We start from the raw sequence: 15,965 nt of genomic DNA on the forward strand, positions 1-15,965 counted from the left end.
CGTCCAGCGCTTTCATGCCGGTACGATCAGAAAGGGTGGGACATTGTCCTGCCCTTTTCGCTGTCCGCGCTCCCTATCCCTCGAGGCGGCCCGTGGCGTCGCGGTCGCGCTCGTATCGCCTCGCGAGCGGAAACGGCGGCAACCAGGACTCGCGGCGGATGATCCAGCTTTCGTAGGTTGGCGTCAGCTGGTCAGGGGCATCCAGGGATCCGAGGTTGACTTCGATCTCGTCCGCGGTGCGTGCGAAAACCGAGGAACCGCAGCGGGGACAGAAAAACCGGCCGGCGTAATCGTGCGTCTCGCCATCGACCGTCACCGCGTCCTGCGGAAATATTGCGGAAGCGTGGAAAAGCGCTCCATGGTGCTTGCGGCAGTCGAGACAATGACAGAGGCCGACCCGGTACGGCAGTCCCGACGCCACAAATCGTACGTTGCCGCACAGGCAACCGCCGGTAAATCGATCCATGTTGCATCTCCTCCAAGATCAAGCGGCCGGATTTTTACACCCAGCAGCGTCTTCGGTGCAATTGTCCGCAGCGGACGATAATGGTCATCGCTACCGGCCGAACGCACGGCATGGAATTACGATTGGTCAATTCCAGGATTAAATCTTGGACAGGCATGCCGCTTTCGCTTGAGCCTCCGGCAAACGGCCATAGATTGGATGCCATTGTTCCAATCTTCTGAAAAGGCTGAGAAATGGCTCTCTCCTTCACCTTGCCGCAGCGTATCCTGCATTGGCTGATGGCGGCGCTGATCCTCTTCAACCTGCTTTTCACCGATGCGATGGAGACTGCCGCGCGGCTGATGTTCCGCGGCCAGGCGCTGACGCCGGAACAGGTGAGTGCGGCGAATATCCACGCCTATGTCGGTATCAGCGTGCTGGTTCTCGGCCTGATCCGGCTCTGTCTGCGGCTCGTGCAGGGCGTGCCGCCGGAGCCGAGGCAAGAGCCGCCGTTCCTGCGGGTGGTGGCGAAGATCAGCCACTGGGCTTTTTACGCGCTCTTTGTCGCCATGCCGCTCGCCGGCATCGGCGCCTGGTTCTTCGGCAACGCGACAGCCGGCTTCGCCCATGCCGGGCCGCTGAAACTTTTGATGTGGGCGTTGATCGTCGCCCATATCGGCGGCGTGCTGGTGCATCAGTTCTACTGGAAGACCGATGTGCTGAAGCGGATGACGAGCGGTCGATGAAGGATGGGCGGCGTCAATTGACCGCCGTCACCTTGAAGCCCTTCTTCCGGAGGAGTTCGACAAGGCCTTCCTCGCCCGGCAGGTGAAGAGCGCCGACGGCCATGAAGGCGGCGCCCTGATCGAGGATCGGGGCTGCCCGATCGGCCATCACATGGTTGCGCTTGCTGACCACCAGGTTTTCAAAGTCGCCATAACCGGCCTCGTCCTCGGTGCCATCAGGTGCCACGGCTTTCAGCATCGGTATGGCAAGGCCGATCTCGCCGGAAAGATAGACTTCCGTCAGCGTCTCGAAGACATCGTCGACGCGCTTACCGAGCTTGATGGTTTCGATCAGCGACTTGAGGTGCAGATCGATCGGGATGGCATTCAGTGCCGCTGCCTGCTCTTCGAGCGTTTCCAGGCCCTTGACGGGCTTGCCCTCGGCCGTTGCCTGTTCGGCGATCTTCTTGTCGAGGAAGGCGACGTTCTGGGCCTTGCGGGCAAGCTCGCAGGCCGGCACGGAAACGAGCGCCATCAGCATCCATGGCCGCATGCGCGAGACGGCCGAGAGCGGCACTCCGCGGGCCTTCAGACCGGTTTCGAGCAGCGCAACATCGTCCTTCGGCAAGAGCGAATCGATCGTGCTGCCGTCCGTCAGCATCATCAGTTCCGGTTTGGCCAGCATCTTGGCCATCGCCTTCTTCTCGTCGATGACCTCGTCGGATTCGATGATGATGGTCTTCGCCTTGGAATGGGCTTCTGCGGCGCCGAGCGGCATTTTCAGAACCCGCGGATCGGACACATGCATGGTGCCGAGCAGGTAGGATGGTGCCAGCCCGTCCTTCTCGATCTTCCAGAAAATGCCCTTGCCGTTCGGCACTTTGGCGGCTTCAGTGACGATCTGGTCGTAGAGCGCCGACTTCTCGGCCTTCATCTCTTCGAGGAGGTTCCGGCCGTCGCAGGCGGGCGTTTCCGCCCGTGCCGGGGACAGCGAGCCGAGGACGAGAAGGAAAGAGGCAAGCGCCACGACGTGGGCAGCCGCGATCAGCCACAGCACGAAACCTTGGGCGCGCTTGATCAAAGCGCCGGTGGGGGAGGCAAAGGCGGGAGTCATCATGTCATCCGTCTGAAAGTTGCCGGCATGTTAGCGATGGCGGCTGCACAAGCGCTTAACGCAGTTGGTTAAAACTTCGTTCAGGCAGATTTAGGGGCTAAGCACGGGGGTGGGCGCGGTCGTAGACTTCCAGCAGCCTTGAGGAATCGACGCCGGTATAGACCTGGGTCGTCGAAAGGCTGGCATGGCCGAGCAGTTCCTGGATGGTGCGCAGATCGCCGCCGCCGGCGAGCAGATGGGTGGCGAAGGAATGCCGCAGCGCATGCGGGGTTGCCGTCTCCGGCAGCCCGAAGGCGCTTCTTAGTTTCTGCATTTCTCGCTGGATGATCGCCGGCTGCAGCGGTCCGCCGCGGGCGCCGCGAAACAGCGGCTTTTCGGCTTCCAGATGGTAGGGGCAGAGTTTCCTGTAGGTGGCGACGGCATCGAACACGGCCTGCAGCAGCGGCACGAGACGGGTCTTGCCGCCCTTGCCGGTGATCCGCAGGGTTGTCGCGCCCGGTGTCAGGTCCGTTGGTCTGAGACCCAGGGCCTCGGAGATGCGCAGGCCGCAGCCGTAGAGCAGGGCCAGCACGGCCGCATCCCGGGCGGCGATCCATGGCTCCTCCTGCAGCTGGGCACCTGTCGTGACAAGATTGAGCGCCTGGCGGTCGGTCAGCGGTTTCGGCAGGGACTTCGGCTGCTTCGGCGCCCGGATGGCGCCGGCTGCTGCAGCGTTCACCAGGCCCTTTCGCTCGAGATAACGAAGAAATGAACGGAGCCCGGCGAGATGCCGGCCGAGCGACTTTGCTCCGGAACCGTCTCGGCGGCGCGCGGCCAGGAAAGCACGCAGGTCGGCCGGGCGCAGGGTGTGGATATCGGAAATTTTCGCCGGACCTGCCAGATGTCGGGTCAGAAACGTCAAAAACTGCCGCGTATCGCGTTCATAGGCATCGAGCGTGTTGTCCGAAAGCCGGCGTTCGTTTGCCAGGCTCTCCAGCCATTCGCGACGTTTTTCCACGATATCGGGTGCGGCGATAATCAGCAGCTCATTCACTGTCGGCCCCGTTGAATTTGGATTGGTTGCGCCCCAGATTGCTCTGGACGGCGTTACAAAATCCCTAAGACTGCCTTAGTCGTGGGTAACGATGTCATCGTTCGATCATACGGGGCTGCCATACCAAGCAGGTCCTGCCTGCGGGAGTTTCTATGGCGCGCCGTGATTCTACGACCACTTTTGGACAGTTCGCGGAAACAGTCGCCCTCGTTTCACAAGGCAAACCCGGTCACATCGTCGACACATTGATTGCCGAGCGCGGCCAGCGGATCGTCCAGAATCCGCTCTGGCCGGTAATGCGGCCATTTCTCTACACGCTGCTCCGTTATGGACGGGCGATCAACTTCGCCAACGACATCTCGACGCTCAGCGGCTTCCAGTGCTTCGAATACATGAGCGATCTCCTGAAACTGGATGTGACGGTCGCCAATGCCGAACGCATTCCCGAAAAGGGCGGCTTTATTCTCGTCAGCAACCATCCGACGGGGATCGCCGACGGGGTTGCCGTCTTCGACCTCCTGAAGTCGCGCCGGCCGGACATGATGGTGTTCGCCAACCGTGACGCGGTGCGCGTCAATCCCCGCTTTTCCGAGATGATCATCCCCGTCGAGTGGCGGGAGGAATACAAGACCAAGCTGAAGGCGCGCGAGACGCTGGTTCTGACCAACAAGACCATCGAGGACGGCAAGGTCATGGTGCTGTTTCCCTCGGGGCGCATCGCCTACTGGGCGGAGGGCAAGCTCAACGAACGGCCGTGGAAAACCTCCGCCGTCAGTCTCGCCCGCAAGTACAATCTGCCGATCCTGCCGATCCACATGCGGGCGCGCAATTCCGGCCTGTTCTACTGGTTCGCCAAATGGTCGACGGAACTGCGTGACATGACGGTGTTCTACGAGCTCCTGAACAAGAAGGGCGACCATTTCGATTTCACCGTCGGTCAGATGATCCCGCCGAGCGCGCTCGATGGCGACATGACGGAGGTCACCAAGGCGCTGGAACAGCACACGGTGTTCGAACTCGCCGCGGATGGCGATGCGACGTTCAAGGCCGTGGAGAAATCGCAGACGGCTTCGGCGGCGTGAAGTCGGGTTGAGCAGCATTTTTTCCATCCCGTTGTTCGGCTAGGAATAGCGCATGCTGCTTCGCTCGATGTTTGCCGCCAATTATCGCTCGCTGCGCTCGATCCGCATGGATCTGGCCGGTGTCAACCTGTTCATCGGCGAGAACGGCGTCGGAAAGTCCAATCTTTACCGTGCCCTGCAGCTGGTGCAGGCGGCGGTTCGCGGCAATCTGGCCTATGAGATCGCGGCCGAAGGCGGCATGGCCTCGGCGCTCTGGTCCGGCCATCGCCGGCAGGAGAAGAATTTCCGCATCAAGCTCGAGGTCGAGGTTCTTGATGAAGAGCGGGCGGTGACGTTCCGCTACCGGGTCGAGGCGGGGCTTCGTCCGCCTATCGATGCAGCGGGTTTTGCCTTCGAGCCGCAGGTGAAGGAGGAGGAGCTTGTCGTTGAAACCGGTTCGCGGCCCGTGACGATGATAAAACGCACCGGGCCGGGGATCATGGTGCGCGGGACAAGTGGCCGCATGGAAGAGTATCCCGAAAAGGCGATGACCTCGGAAACGGCAATCGCGCTGCTCGGGGATGCCGGCCATTATCCGGAAGCCGGCGCTTTTCGGCGATTGATGGACGGCTGGCGGTTCTTCCATGGTTTTCGAACGGATCGGGATTCCAACCTGCGGCAGCCCTGCCTGGCCGTTACCTCGCCGCTGCTCGATCAGGACGGCGGGAACGTGGCGGCGGTGTTCGCGACACTCGTCCACACCCGCGGGGACACGGTGGAGCTCGACCGCGCCGTTGCTGCGGCTCTTGGCGGGGCGAAACTGCATGTGCCTGAGCCCGGCGAATATGCGGAATTCGGCCTCGTCTTCCCGGATTTTCCCAAACGGGTATTTCAGCCGCGTGAACTTTCCGACGGGCAGATCCGTTTCCTCGGGCTTGCGGCGGCGTTGATGTCCTATCGCCAGCCCCCACTGATCGCGCTCAACGAGCCGGAGGCGAGCCTGCATCCGGACATGCTGCCGCCGCTGGCGGACATGATCGCCCAGGCCGCTCGCCACAGCCAGATCTGGATCGTCACCCATTCGGAACCACTTGCTTCCGCCGTCGAGGAACGTTGCGGTACGCGGCCGCGGCGGGTGATACGAAAGGAGGGCGCGACCTGGATCCAGGGCATGCGACTGACCGGCGCCATCGACGACGAAGATGAGTAATCCTGTTTAGGGTTCACTTTTGTTCCGCGTTTGGGCATGGTCCCGCCCATGGGCATAGATTCGTCCGATCTCTTCGGTTCACTGTTCGAAGCGCCGTCATTGGCAAGGGTGGTGCCGGTCCTGGTGCCGCTGCCGGTGCCGGGCGCCTATAGCTATGCCGTACCGGAAGGGGTGCATGTGGAACCCGGTTCGGTGGTCCAGGTGCCGGTCGGGCCGCGGCAGCTGATCGGCGTCGTCTGGGACGGTGAGAATGACGACAGGCTCGATCCGAAGAAGCTGAGGCCGATCACGCTGGTTTTCGATTGCCCGCCGCTTTCCAAGGAAATGCGCGATTTCGTCGATTGGGTGGCGAGCTATACGTTGTCGCCGCCCGGCCTCGTGGCACGCATGGCGATAAGGGCGCCGGCAGCACTCGACCCCGAGCCGATGGTCGAAGGATTGCGGTATCTCGGCGGGCAACCGGAGCGGCTGACGCCGGCGCGCGCCCGGGTGCTCGATCTCGCCGGCGAGGAGGAAATCCCGTGGACGCGCAGCGGGCTGGCGCATGCCGCCGGCGTCTCGATGAGCGTCGTGGACGGGCTGACCGCGCAAGGGATTTTCGAGACTGTCTTCCTGCCTCCGCCGCCCGTTGTCGCGCGACCAGATCCGGATTATATCAGCCCGCGCATCGAGGGGCCGCAGAAACAGGCGTCCGTGGACATCCTGGAATCGATCCGCGCCGGCGGGTTCTCCGCCTCGCTGATCGACGGCGTCACCGGCTCGGGCAAGACGGAAGTCTATTTCGAGGCGATCGCCGAAACCTTGAGGCAGGGTCGCCAGGTACTGATCCTGCTGCCGGAGATCGCGCTCACCTCGAGCTTCCTCGAGCGCTTTCAGGAGCGGTTCGGCGCCAAGCCCGGCGAATGGCATTCGGACCTTGCCCCCCGCATGCGCGAAAAGGTCTGGCGCGGCGTGGTGACCGGCGAGGTGAAGGTGGTGGCCGGCGCGCGCTCGGCGCTGTTCCTGCCCTTCGAGGACCTCGGCCTGATCATCGTCGACGAAGAGCACGACCCGGCCTACAAGCAGGAAGACCGGGTCTTTTACAATGCCCGCGACATGGCGGTGGTGCGCGCCCGGATCGGCGATTTTCCGATCGTGCTGGTTTCGGCGACGCCCTCGGTCGAGAGCCAGGTCAACGGATTGGCCGGCCGCTACAACACCGTGCACCTGCCGACCCGTTTTGGCGATGCGGCGATGCCGGACCTGCATCTGATCGACATGCGGCGCCACCCGCCGGAGCGCGGCGGCTTCCTGTCGCCAGTGCTTTTGCGGGCCATGAAGAAAACCCTTGAACGGAAGGAGCAGTCGCTGCTGTTCCTCAACCGGCGTGGATATGCGCCGCTGACGCTCTGCCGCGTCTGCGGCCACCGGTTCCAGTGCCCGCAATGTTCGAGCTGGCTGGTGGAGCACCGGTTCAAGAGCCAGATCCAGTGCCATCAATGCGGTTATTCGGAACGCACGCCGGAAGCCTGCCCTGAATGCGGCACGTTCGACCATCTGGTCGCCTGCGGGCCGGGGGTGGAGCGGATCGCCGAAGAGGTCGAAAAGCATTTTCCCGAGGCGCGGACGATCGTGATGTCGTCGGACCTGCTCGGCGGCGTCAAGCGCATGCGGCTGGAGCTGGAAGCGATCGCCAAGGGCGAGGCGGATATCGTCATCGGCACGCAGCTTGTCGCCAAGGGTCATAACTTTCCGCTGATGACGCTGGTCGGCATCGTCGATTCCGATCTCGGCCTGTCCAATGGCGATCCGCGCGCCGCCGAGCGCACCTTCCAGCTTTTGAGCCAGGTGACCGGCCGCGCCGGACGAACCGGCCTCAAGAGCCATGGCCTGCTGCAGACATTCCAGCCGCAGCATCCGGTGATGCAGGCGATCGTCTCGGGAGATGCCGGCGCTTTCTACGAGCGGGAGATCGCCGAGCGCGAGAAGGCGATCCTGCCGCCGTTCGGCCGGCTCGCCTCGCTGATTGTCTCCGCCGATACCCGGGCGGACGCGGAAACCCATGCGCGGGGCCTCAGGGCCGCCGCGCCAAAGGTCACCGGCATTTCTGTGCTGGGTCCCGCGGAAGCGCCGCTGGCGCTGGTGCGCGGCCGGCACCGCTTCCGGCTGCTGGTGCATGGACGGCGCAATTCCGACATGCAGGCGTTTCTGCGAGCGATGATGGAAAACGGCCCGAAACAGCGCGGCTCGGTGCAGATCCAACTCGATATCGACCCGCAGAGTTTTCTCTAGCGTATGCGGTGGTCCTGTTTTCCGGCCGTGTCGGCTACCAACCGGGTTCCAGCGAATCCGGTTCCGGTTTGTTGGCAAATCTGGCCGCCAACTGGCGAAGTTCGGAAGGGAGCGCCTGTAGCGCCGGATCATCGAAGCGCAGATGCGGCATATGTTCGGCGAGCAGCCGCGCCACGAGATCGGCCTGGTCCCTGTCCCGCCTTTTCTTGATCGCATCGCGATCGTCCCGTTCCGATACCCAGAGTTTATGAAGCGCGAAGCTGCGGGGATCCGGCACGGACATGACGACGGGATAACCCCGTGCATCGAGCACCACGATTTCTACTTTCGGACTGTTGACCAGCCAGACGAGCCCTTCGATCTCGACAGCCGTCAAGTCGCCTGCGCCCATGGCGGAGGGCGTACGCTTCGGCCGTATGGGGTCCTGTCCGGTGGGTGTGATGAGATCGACCAGAAAACCCTCGTCGTTGGCGGCCCGAAAATCGCCTTTCGCGAGGAGGTGGAAGGAGTGATCCACCTGCTGCAGAAGGCCGAGCCAGCCGTTTTCGGGGAGGCTCTTGCCGAGCAGTCTCAGACTGGTGCGGGCGTCGAAGAGCAGATCGATATCGCCCGTCGCGACGAGCTGGCTATCCACCCTCACACCCACCATCCGCTCATAGGCGAAAATGCAATGGGTCCCGACCACATCGACGGCGCTGCCCATCAGAGACGAGGAACCGAGGGCACGCAGGATGCGTGCTGCGATCAGCGGGAGACGCCCGAGCCGCATCGCGCGGTTGACGGCGGCCAGTTCGTCCAGGCGTCGAGTGAGCGCGGCAGTCCTCTCCCTCAATCGCTCCCGACCCTGGTGGAATCGCTGATGGGTTAGTTCGGCATCGTTATTCCGCGGGCCTAGCGATTTCCATATCGTGCCGGTCTTGCGGTAGAGGTAGTCGCGGCCAGCGACGGTCTTGAAGGCCATGGAACCTGAATACCGGCTTTTCAATTCCGCCGATGCGGCTTTCCATGCCGAAAAGGCTTGTTCGGTATCGATAATCTGACGGGATTGCTCTCCGCTTAAAACGCTGATTTCGAACATCTTATCCCTTTTTCTTTCCGAGTAGACGGCAAAGGGATAAATCGAATCGACGCCTCGTCCCGTGATTTTATCCCTGCTTGGCGTATTTTCCCAATAATAGGGATAAATTGTTAAATTTCAATGGCACTTGCTCCGCGACGTGTCTGCATGGCCGGCTCATCCGGCCCTTCCGGCTCAGGATACGTTGTGGCATATCTTGCGAATCTCAACGCGGCGGAGGCGACATGGAACTCTATTTTCCCACTGAACTCGGCGAGCAGGTGGCTTTCGTCTGTGCGGCGGCAACGGCTGCGCTCGGTCTCCTCGTCTTCCTGTTTCCCGCCGTCGTCCTGCGCCTGACCGCATTCCAGATCGGCGAGGTGCGGCCGGAAGGTTATGCCGCGGTCCGCTCCGCCGGCGCCCATCATCTGGGCTTCGGTCTGGCGGCGATCATGCTGGCCCAGGACTGGATCTACATGACGCTTGGCATTGCGCTCGGATTTGCCGCTCTGGGGCGGCTGCTGTCCTGTGCCCTGGATCGAGGCCTCACCCCCAGAAATATAGCATTTTCCCTACTTCAGGTTGCGCTTGCCGGCGGGCCGCTCGCCTATGTCTTCGGCTATATCTGACGCATAATTCGCAGATTGCAGGCGGTTGCCTGCCGAAAATCCTTCCGCTTCCGGTATAAAATCGCTCTCAGCCCTTGCGTGTCCGGCTTTTTCCGTTATCAGGCGTGTTGCGAGTCCTTACAGCCTATGCTAGACGGACCGCGAAAGTCGGAAAGGGTAGGGCGCAAGCTCTGCAGGTTCTGAGAAAAAATCAAACGATTTCAAGCTCTTGCTTCACCTCTCCCGTAGGGTCTGGCGCTTGGATGGCAATACAGGGAAACTGTGCCCGTGGCTGACACGTCCCAGCTTATTTCCGGTGTAGCGGAGCGTTATGCTTCCTCGCTTTTCGAACTGTCCCTCGAGGCTGGTTCGATCGACAAGGTCGGTGCCGATCTTGATCGTTTTCAGGCGCTGCTGGATGAGAGTGAAGACCTGCGACGCCTGGTCGCAAGCCCGGTATTTTCCGCCGAAGATCAGCAGAAGGCCGTGCTCGCCGTTGCCGAGCGAGCTGGCATTTCCGGTCTCGTCGCCAATTTCCTGAAGGTGGTCGCCGGCAATCGTCGTCTTTTCGCGATGCCCGGCATGATCCGCGCCTTCCGCCAGATCGCCGCAGAGCACCGCGGTGAAATCACTGCCGAGGTCACCTCGGCGCATGCGCTTTCCCAGGCGCAGGAAAACGAACTCAAGTCGGCGCTGAAGGGCGTAACCGGCAAGGACGTGACAATCGCCGTGACCATCGACCCGTCGATCCTCGGCGGACTGATCGTCAAGGTCGGTTCTCGTCAGATCGATACTTCCCTTCGCACCAAACTTTCCACCCTTAAGCTTGCACTGAAAGAGGTTGGCTGATGGATATCCGCGCCGCGGAAATTTCCGCAATTCTGAAAGACCAGATCAAGAACTTCGGCCAGGAGGCTGAGGTTTCCGAAGTCGGACAGGTTCTGTCCGTCGGCGACGGCATTGCCCGCGTCTACGGTCTGGACAACGTCCAGGCCGGTGAGATGGTCGAATTCCCGGGCGGCATCCGTGGTATGGCGCTGAACCTCGAAGCCGACAATGTCGGCGTCGTCATCTTCGGTTCCGACCGTGCGATCAAGGAAGGCGACATCGTCAAGCGGACCGGCGCCATCGTCGACGTTCCTGTTGGTCCGGAACTGCTCGGCCGCGTCGTCGACGCGCTCGGCAACCCGATCGACGGCAAGGGCCCGATCAATGCGACCCGCCGTTCGCGCGTCGACGTCAAGGCTCCGGGCATCATTCCGCGCAAGTCGGTTCATGAGCCGATGTCGACCGGCCTCAAGGCCATCGATGCGCTCATCCCGGTCGGCCGCGGCCAGCGCGAGCTGGTCATCGGCGACCGCCAGACCGGCAAGACCGCGATCATTCTCGACACGATCCTCAACCAGAAGGCCATCCACGATAACGGCCCGGACTCGGAAAAGCTGTTCTGCGTCTACGTCGCTATCGGCCAGAAGCGCTCGACGGTTGCCCAGTTCGTGAAGGTTCTCGAAGAGCGCGGCGCTCTGCCGTACTCGATCATCGTTGCTGCGACCGCTTCCGATCCGGCTCCGATGCAGTACCTTGCACCGTTCGCCGGCTGCGCCATGGGCGAATACTTCCGCGACAACGGTCAGCACGCCCTGATCGGCTACGACGACCTTTCCAAGCAGGCCGTCGCCTATCGTCAGATGTCGCTTCTGCTGCGCCGCCCGCCGGGCCGCGAAGCCTATCCGGGTGACGTTTTCTATCTGCATTCCCGCCTTCTCGAGCGCGCTGCAAAGCTCTCCGACGAGCGCGGCAATGGTTCGCTGACGGCTCTGCCGGTCATCGAAACCCAGGGTAACGACGTTTCGGCCTTCATTCCGACCAACGTGATCTCGATCACCGACGGCCAGATCTTCCTTGAAACCGACCTGTTCTACCAGGGCATCCGTCCGGCCGTTAACGTCGGTCTGTCGGTTTCCCGCGTCGGCTCGGCCGCGCAGGTCAAGGCGATGAAGCAGGTTGCCGGCTCGATCAAGGGCGAACTCGCCCAGTATCGCGAAATGGCCGCCTTCGCCCAGTTCGGTTCCGACCTCGACGCCTCGACGCAGCGCCTTTTGAACCGTGGTGCACGCCTGACGGAACTCCTGAAGCAGCCGCAGTTCGCGCCGCTGAAGACGGAAGAGCAGGTCGCGGTGATCTTCGCCGGCGTCAACGGCTACCTCGACAAGATCTCGGTCGCCCAGGTCGGCAAATTCGAGCAGGGCTTCCTCTCGTACCTTCGTTCCGAAGGCAAGGCTATCCTCGATGCGATCCGCACCGAGAAGCAGCTTTCCGACGACACGCGTGCGAAGCTGAAGGCGTCTCTCGACAGCTACGCCAAGTCTTTCGCCTGAGAACAGATCAAGCTCGAGGACCGATAACGGATGCCTTCACTTAAGGATCTGAAAAACCGGATCGCCTCCGTCAAGGCGACGCAGAAGATCACCAAGGCGATGAAAATGGTCGCCGCGGCGAAGCTGCGCCGTGCTCAGGAGGCGGCCGAGGCCGCTCGTCCCTACGCGGAACGCATGACCAAGGTGCTGGCCGGCCTTTCGGCCGCCAATGCCGGCAATGCGGAAGCGCCGCTGCTGCTTTCGGGCACGGGTAAGGATCAGGTTCATCTGCTGATCGTCGCGACCGGCGAACGCGGTCTGGCCGGGGGCTTCAACTCCTCGATCATCCGTCTCGCCCGCGATCACGCGCTGAAGCTGCTTGCCCAGGGCAAGACGGTGAAGATCATCACCGTCGGCCGCAAGGGCAACGACATCCTGCGCCGCACGTTCAAGGACAACATCGTCGACTACGTGACGTTCCGCGAAATCAAGCAGCTCGGTTTCGCCCAGGCCGACGAGGTGGCACACAAGGTGCTCGCGCTCTACAATGCCGGCGAATTCGACATCGCGACGCTGTTCTACGCACGCTTCCAGTCGGTGATCTCGCAGGTGGCGACCGCCTCGCAGATCATCCCGGCCAAGTTCGATGCGACGCAGGCTGCGGATGCCTCCTCGGCGCTCTACGAATACGAGCCGAGCGAAGAGGAAATCCTCGAAGACCTGCTGCCGAAGAACGTCGCAGTCCAGATCTTCCGGGCTCTGCTCGAAAACAACGCTTCCTTCTATGGCGCGCAGATGTCCGCAATGGACAACGCGACGCGCAATGCCGGTGACATGATCAACAAGCTGACGCTCTCCTACAACCGTCAGCGCCAGGCACAGATCACCAAGGAACTTATCGAAATCATTTCGGGCGCGGAAGCGCTCTGAGGTAAAGAAAGAGGGTAAGAATCATGGCTACCGCAACGGGCACGTCCCTCGGCAAGGTGACCCAGGTTATCGGCGCTGTCGTCGACGTCACTTTCGACGGCGAACTGCCGGCGATCCTGAACGCGCTTGAAACCGACAACAACGGCAACCGCCTCGTTCTCGAAGTCGCGCAGCACCTCGGCGAAAGCGCCGTCCGCACCATCGCAATGGACTCGACCGAAGGTCTGGTTCGTGGTCAGCACGTCACGGATACCGGCGCCCCGATCACCGTTCCGGTCGGTCCGGAAACGCTCGGCCGCATCATGAACGTCATCGGCGAGCCGGTGGACGAAGCCGGTCCGCTGGTCACCTCCGGCAAGCGCGCCATCCACCAGGAAGCGCCTTCCTACGTCGATCAGTCGACCGAAGGCCAGATCCTGGTCACCGGCATCAAGGTCGTCGACCTTCTCGCGCCTTACGCAAAGGGCGGCAAGATCGGCCTCTTCGGCGGTGCAGGCGTCGGCAAGACGGTTCTGATCATGGAACTCATCAACAACGTCGCAAAGGCACACGGCGGTTACTCCGTGTTCGCAGGCGTCGGTGAGCGTACCCGCGAAGGCAACGACCTTTACCACGAAATGATCGAATCGGGCGTCAACAAGCATGGCGGCGGCGAAGGCTCCAAGGCCGCGCTCGTCTATGGCCAGATGAACGAACCGCCGGGCGCCCGCGCTCGCGTGGCTCTGACCGGTCTGACCATCGCTGAAGATTTCCGCGACAAGGGCCAGGACGTTCTGTTCTTCGTCGACAACATCTTCCGCTTTACCCAGGCAGGTTCGGAAGTGTCGGCTCTGCTCGGCCGCATCCCTTCGGCCGTGGGCTATCAGCCGACGCTCGCCACCGACATGGGCCAGATGCAGGAACGCATCACCACCACGACCAAGGGCTCGATCACCTCGGTTCAGGCCATCTACGTTCCCGCCGACGACTTGACCGACCCGGCGCCGGCAACCTCGTTCGCCCACTTGGACGCAACGACCGTTCTGTCGCGTTCGATCGCCGAAAAGGGCATCTACCCGGCCGTCGACCCGCTCGACTCCACCTCGCGCATGCTCGACCCGCTGGTCGTCGGCGAAGAGCACTATGATATCGCCCGCAAGGTGCAGACGACCCTGCAGCGCTACAAGTCGCTGCAGGACATCATCGCCATCCTCGGCATGGACGAACTGTCCGAAGAGGACAAGATGACCGTCCAGCGCGCCCGCAAGATCGAGCGCTTCCTGTCCCAGCCGTTCTTCGTCGCCGAAGTCTTCACCGGTTCGCCGGGCAAGCTGGTCGCACTCGAAGACACGATCAAGGGCTTCAAGGGCCTCGTCAACGGCGACTACGACCATCTTCCGGAAGCTGCCTTCTACATGGTCGGCTCGATCGAAGAAGCCGTCGAAAAGGCCAAGAAGCTGGCCGAAGCCGCCTGATCCTGAACGAGATGGCGCGCGGGAACTTCTCCGGCGCGCCTTTCCCGCATAAAACACGCGGGCTTCTCGGCAAGGAATTGCCTCGATGCCCTGGTGATTTAGTTTTTCGCAATCCCGGACGCAAAACCGCTCTGCACTTTTGCTGGAATTGCTTTGAGGAAGTGGACCTTCATGGCCGAGGCTTTCAACTTTGAACTGGTTTCGCCCGAGCGCCTGCTCGTCTCGGAAAAGGTCACCGAAGTGGTGATTCCGGCGACGCTTGGCGAAATGACGGTGCTTGCCAATCACGCGCCGACGATGACGACCATCAAGCCGGGTGTGGTTTCGGTGAAGCTTGCCTCGGGCCAGGTCACCAAATACGTCGTGTTCGGCGGTTTTGCCGACATCCTGCCGACCGGCTGCACGCTGCTTGCCGAATCTGCGGTTCCGGCGAGCGAGCTGACCCACGCGACGCTGCAGAAGCGGATCGAGACGACGCAGTCCGAGATCAACCATGCGCAGAACGACGAGCACAAGACCAAGCTCGAGCAGTTCCTGGCGGAATTGACCCATCTCAACGGCGTCGTCAATCCGGCCTGATTTTCCAAAATTCTCTGCGAAAGAGCGAGGCGGTCCGAAAGGCCGCCTTTTTCTTTGGGCGGTGATCGGCTCCCCGTCGCGGCTATCGTCGTAACCGGATGACTGCTTGTATGTCCCGCGCCATCTTGTTAGCCCTTGTCGGCGGAGGAACGCGATGATCGACAAGCTGGAATTTTTCATTGCCCTGGCGCGCGAGAGCCATTTCGGCCGGGCGGCGGAGGAATGCGGCATCTCGCAGCCATCGCTTTCGGCCGCCATCCGCCAGCTCGAGGAGAGCCTCGGCGTGCAGCTGGTGGTGCGCGGCTCACGCTATCAGGGCCTGACGCCGGAGGGCCAGCGCGTGCTGGAGTGGGCAAAACGGATCGTCGGCGACGCGCGCACCATGCGCGAGGAGATGCGTGCCGCCCGCAAGGGTCTTGTCGGCCATATAAGACTGGCGTCGATCCCGACGGCACTGGCGATGATCCCCAGATTGACGGAACCCTTCCAGGCCAAGCATCCGGAGGTCACGTTTTCCGTCGTCTCGCGCAATTCGCTGCAGGTGCTTTCGCAGCTCGACAATTTCGAAATCGACGCGGGCATTACCTATCTCGACAACGAGCCGCTGGGGCGGGTGACGAGCGTGCCGCTTTATGCGGAGCGCTACAATCTGGTGACCGCCGAAGGGGCGCCCTATGCGGACCGGGAAAGCGTTACCTGGAAAGAGATGGCCGATCTTAGGCTCTGTCTATTGACGCCGGACATGCAGAACCGCCGGATCATCAACCAGCACCTCGCGGAAGCGGGGGTGACGGTGAAGCCGATGCTCGAATCGAACTCCATGGTGGTGCTTCTCTCGCATGTGGGGACCGGGCGCTGGGCGAGCATCATGCCGCGCAACGTGGCGCGTTCATTCGGCTTTACAAAAGAAATCAGGACGATCCCGATCGTTGATCCGGAAGCCACACATATCGTCGGGCTTGTTGCGACACACCGCGAGCCGTTTACGCCGCTGGTGTCGGCCCTGCTGCACGAGGCTCGCAGCCTCACTCCCGCTGCCATGGCTTGATAGCTTTTTTCTATCGCGTAACCGATCTCCTTTATTGACGGTTGCGACACTGGTTGCGACATTCCATTCCCAG

Annotated in this window: 15 protein-coding genes; 11 read left to right on the top strand and 4 right to left on the bottom strand. The window is 62.0% G+C overall.

Features of this window, described 5'->3' with window-relative positions; all coding sequences use genetic code 11:
- Positions 1–73: 73 nt before the first annotated feature.
- Positions 74–466, bottom strand: coding sequence for a GFA family protein (locus C5L10_RS20410; protein ID WP_105431147.1), 393 nt, complete (start codon positions 464–466; stop codon positions 74–76).
- A 233-nt stretch (positions 467–699) separates the two neighbouring features.
- On the opposite strand from C5L10_RS20410, the gene C5L10_RS20415 reads away from it, so the two are divergent.
- Entirely contained in the window at positions 700–1,191 is a 492-nt protein-coding gene (locus tag C5L10_RS20415) for a cytochrome b (protein ID WP_105431148.1), read from the top strand.
- 13 nt (positions 1,192–1,204) lie between these two features.
- Here the strand turns inward: C5L10_RS20415 and C5L10_RS20420 are convergent, their stop codons facing one another.
- Positions 1,205–2,284, bottom strand: a complete 1,080-nt coding sequence (locus tag C5L10_RS20420; RefSeq protein WP_105431149.1) for a TraB/GumN family protein — start codon at positions 2,282–2,284, stop codon at positions 1,205–1,207.
- Positions 2,285–2,381: 97 nt separating this feature from the next.
- On the bottom strand, positions 2,382–3,317 hold the full coding sequence (locus C5L10_RS20425) for a tyrosine recombinase XerC (protein ID WP_105431150.1): 936 nt from the start codon (positions 3,315–3,317) through the stop codon (positions 2,382–2,384).
- 152 nt (positions 3,318–3,469) lie between these two features.
- Here C5L10_RS20425 and C5L10_RS20430 point away from each other — a divergent pair, with 152 nt between their 5' ends.
- From C5L10_RS20430 to C5L10_RS20440, 3 genes are read left to right on the top strand one after another with little or no spacing between them, the layout of a single operon-like run.
- A complete protein-coding gene (locus tag C5L10_RS20430; RefSeq protein ID WP_105431151.1) occupies positions 3,470–4,399 on the top strand; it encodes a GNAT family N-acetyltransferase in 930 nt (309 codons plus the stop codon).
- Positions 4,400–4,451: 52 nt separating this feature from the next.
- Positions 4,452–5,588 carry an AAA family ATPase gene (locus tag C5L10_RS20435; RefSeq protein WP_105431152.1) on the top strand — a complete coding sequence of 379 codons (1,137 nt, stop codon included), beginning with the start codon at positions 4,452–4,454 and terminating at the stop codon, positions 5,586–5,588.
- A 48-nt stretch (positions 5,589–5,636) separates the two neighbouring features.
- Positions 5,637–7,859, top strand: coding sequence for a primosomal protein N' (locus C5L10_RS20440; RefSeq protein ID WP_105431153.1), 2,223 nt, complete (start codon positions 5,637–5,639; stop codon positions 7,857–7,859).
- A gap of 34 nt (positions 7,860–7,893) precedes the next feature.
- Here the strand turns inward: C5L10_RS20440 and C5L10_RS20445 are convergent, their stop codons facing one another.
- The gene (locus C5L10_RS20445) at positions 7,894–8,820 is read right to left on the bottom strand and encodes a nucleotidyltransferase domain-containing protein (protein WP_245448067.1); all 927 of its coding nucleotides are present in this window, start codon (positions 8,818–8,820) and stop codon (positions 7,894–7,896) included.
- Positions 8,821–9,161: 341 nt separating this feature from the next.
- Between C5L10_RS20445 and C5L10_RS20450 the strand changes: the two genes are divergently transcribed.
- The 7 genes from C5L10_RS20450 to C5L10_RS20480 all read left to right on the top strand — a co-directional run bounded on the left by C5L10_RS20450 (position 9,162) and on the right by C5L10_RS20480 (position 15,892).
- The gene (locus C5L10_RS20450; RefSeq protein WP_046665065.1) at positions 9,162–9,545 is read left to right on the top strand and encodes a hypothetical protein; all 384 of its coding nucleotides are present in this window, start codon (positions 9,162–9,164) and stop codon (positions 9,543–9,545) included.
- Between the two features lie 261 nt (positions 9,546–9,806).
- A complete protein-coding gene (locus C5L10_RS20455) occupies positions 9,807–10,373 on the top strand; it encodes a F0F1 ATP synthase subunit delta (protein ID WP_080950990.1) in 567 nt (188 codons plus the stop codon).
- Positions 10,373–11,902 carry a F0F1 ATP synthase subunit alpha gene (atpA, locus tag C5L10_RS20460; protein WP_046637176.1) on the top strand — a complete coding sequence of 510 codons (1,530 nt, stop codon included), beginning with the start codon at positions 10,373–10,375 and terminating at the stop codon, positions 11,900–11,902. Before C5L10_RS20455 ends, atpA begins: the two co-directional genes overlap by 1 nt.
- 30 nt (positions 11,903–11,932) lie before the next feature.
- The gene (locus C5L10_RS20465; protein ID WP_038590766.1) at positions 11,933–12,811 is read left to right on the top strand and encodes a F0F1 ATP synthase subunit gamma; all 879 of its coding nucleotides are present in this window, start codon (positions 11,933–11,935) and stop codon (positions 12,809–12,811) included.
- Positions 12,812–12,834: 23 nt separating this feature from the next.
- The gene (atpD, locus tag C5L10_RS20470) at positions 12,835–14,265 is read left to right on the top strand and encodes a F0F1 ATP synthase subunit beta (RefSeq protein WP_038590763.1); all 1,431 of its coding nucleotides are present in this window, start codon (positions 12,835–12,837) and stop codon (positions 14,263–14,265) included.
- 171 nt (positions 14,266–14,436) lie between these two features.
- Positions 14,437–14,844 carry a F0F1 ATP synthase subunit epsilon gene (locus tag C5L10_RS20475; protein ID WP_105404599.1) on the top strand — a complete coding sequence of 136 codons (408 nt, stop codon included), beginning with the start codon at positions 14,437–14,439 and terminating at the stop codon, positions 14,842–14,844.
- Between the two features lie 154 nt (positions 14,845–14,998).
- A complete protein-coding gene (locus C5L10_RS20480; RefSeq protein ID WP_037081634.1) occupies positions 14,999–15,892 on the top strand; it encodes a LysR family transcriptional regulator in 894 nt (297 codons plus the stop codon).
- The last annotated feature ends 73 nt before the right edge of the window (positions 15,893–15,965 follow it).

Source organism: Neorhizobium sp. T6_25 (genome assembly GCF_002968555.1).
In the GTDB taxonomy this organism is placed as follows: Bacteria; Pseudomonadota; Alphaproteobacteria; order Rhizobiales; family Rhizobiaceae; genus Neorhizobium.

Excerpts from the sequence above, each read along its gene's own strand:
- C5L10_RS20435 (WP_105431152.1), top strand. The coding sequence starts at position 4,452 with ATGCTGCTTCGCTCGATGTTTGCCGCCAATTATCGCTCGCTGCGCTCG.
- C5L10_RS20450 (WP_046665065.1), top strand. The coding sequence starts at position 9,162 with ATGGAACTCTATTTTCCCACTGAACTCGGCGAGCAGGTGGCTTTCGTC.
- atpA (WP_046637176.1), top strand. The coding sequence starts at position 10,373 with ATGGATATCCGCGCCGCGGAAATTTCCGCAATTCTGAAAGACCAGATC.
- C5L10_RS20480 (WP_037081634.1), top strand. The coding sequence starts at position 14,999 with ATGATCGACAAGCTGGAATTTTTCATTGCCCTGGCGCGCGAGAGCCAT.
- C5L10_RS20410 (WP_105431147.1), bottom strand. The coding sequence starts at position 466 with ATGGATCGATTTACCGGCGGTTGCCTGTGCGGCAACGTACGATTTGTG.
- C5L10_RS20465 (WP_038590766.1), top strand. The coding sequence starts at position 11,933 with ATGCCTTCACTTAAGGATCTGAAAAACCGGATCGCCTCCGTCAAGGCG.
- C5L10_RS20445 (WP_245448067.1), bottom strand. The coding sequence starts at position 8,820 with ATGGCCTTCAAGACCGTCGCTGGCCGCGACTACCTCTACCGCAAGACC.
- C5L10_RS20475 (WP_105404599.1), top strand. The coding sequence starts at position 14,437 with ATGGCCGAGGCTTTCAACTTTGAACTGGTTTCGCCCGAGCGCCTGCTC.
- C5L10_RS20415 (WP_105431148.1), top strand. The coding sequence starts at position 700 with ATGGCTCTCTCCTTCACCTTGCCGCAGCGTATCCTGCATTGGCTGATG.
- C5L10_RS20430 (WP_105431151.1), top strand. The coding sequence starts at position 3,470 with ATGGCGCGCCGTGATTCTACGACCACTTTTGGACAGTTCGCGGAAACA.
- C5L10_RS20420 (WP_105431149.1), bottom strand. The coding sequence starts at position 2,284 with ATGACTCCCGCCTTTGCCTCCCCCACCGGCGCTTTGATCAAGCGCGCC.
- atpD (WP_038590763.1), top strand. The coding sequence starts at position 12,835 with ATGGCTACCGCAACGGGCACGTCCCTCGGCAAGGTGACCCAGGTTATC.
- C5L10_RS20440 (WP_105431153.1), top strand. The coding sequence starts at position 5,637 with ATGGGCATAGATTCGTCCGATCTCTTCGGTTCACTGTTCGAAGCGCCG.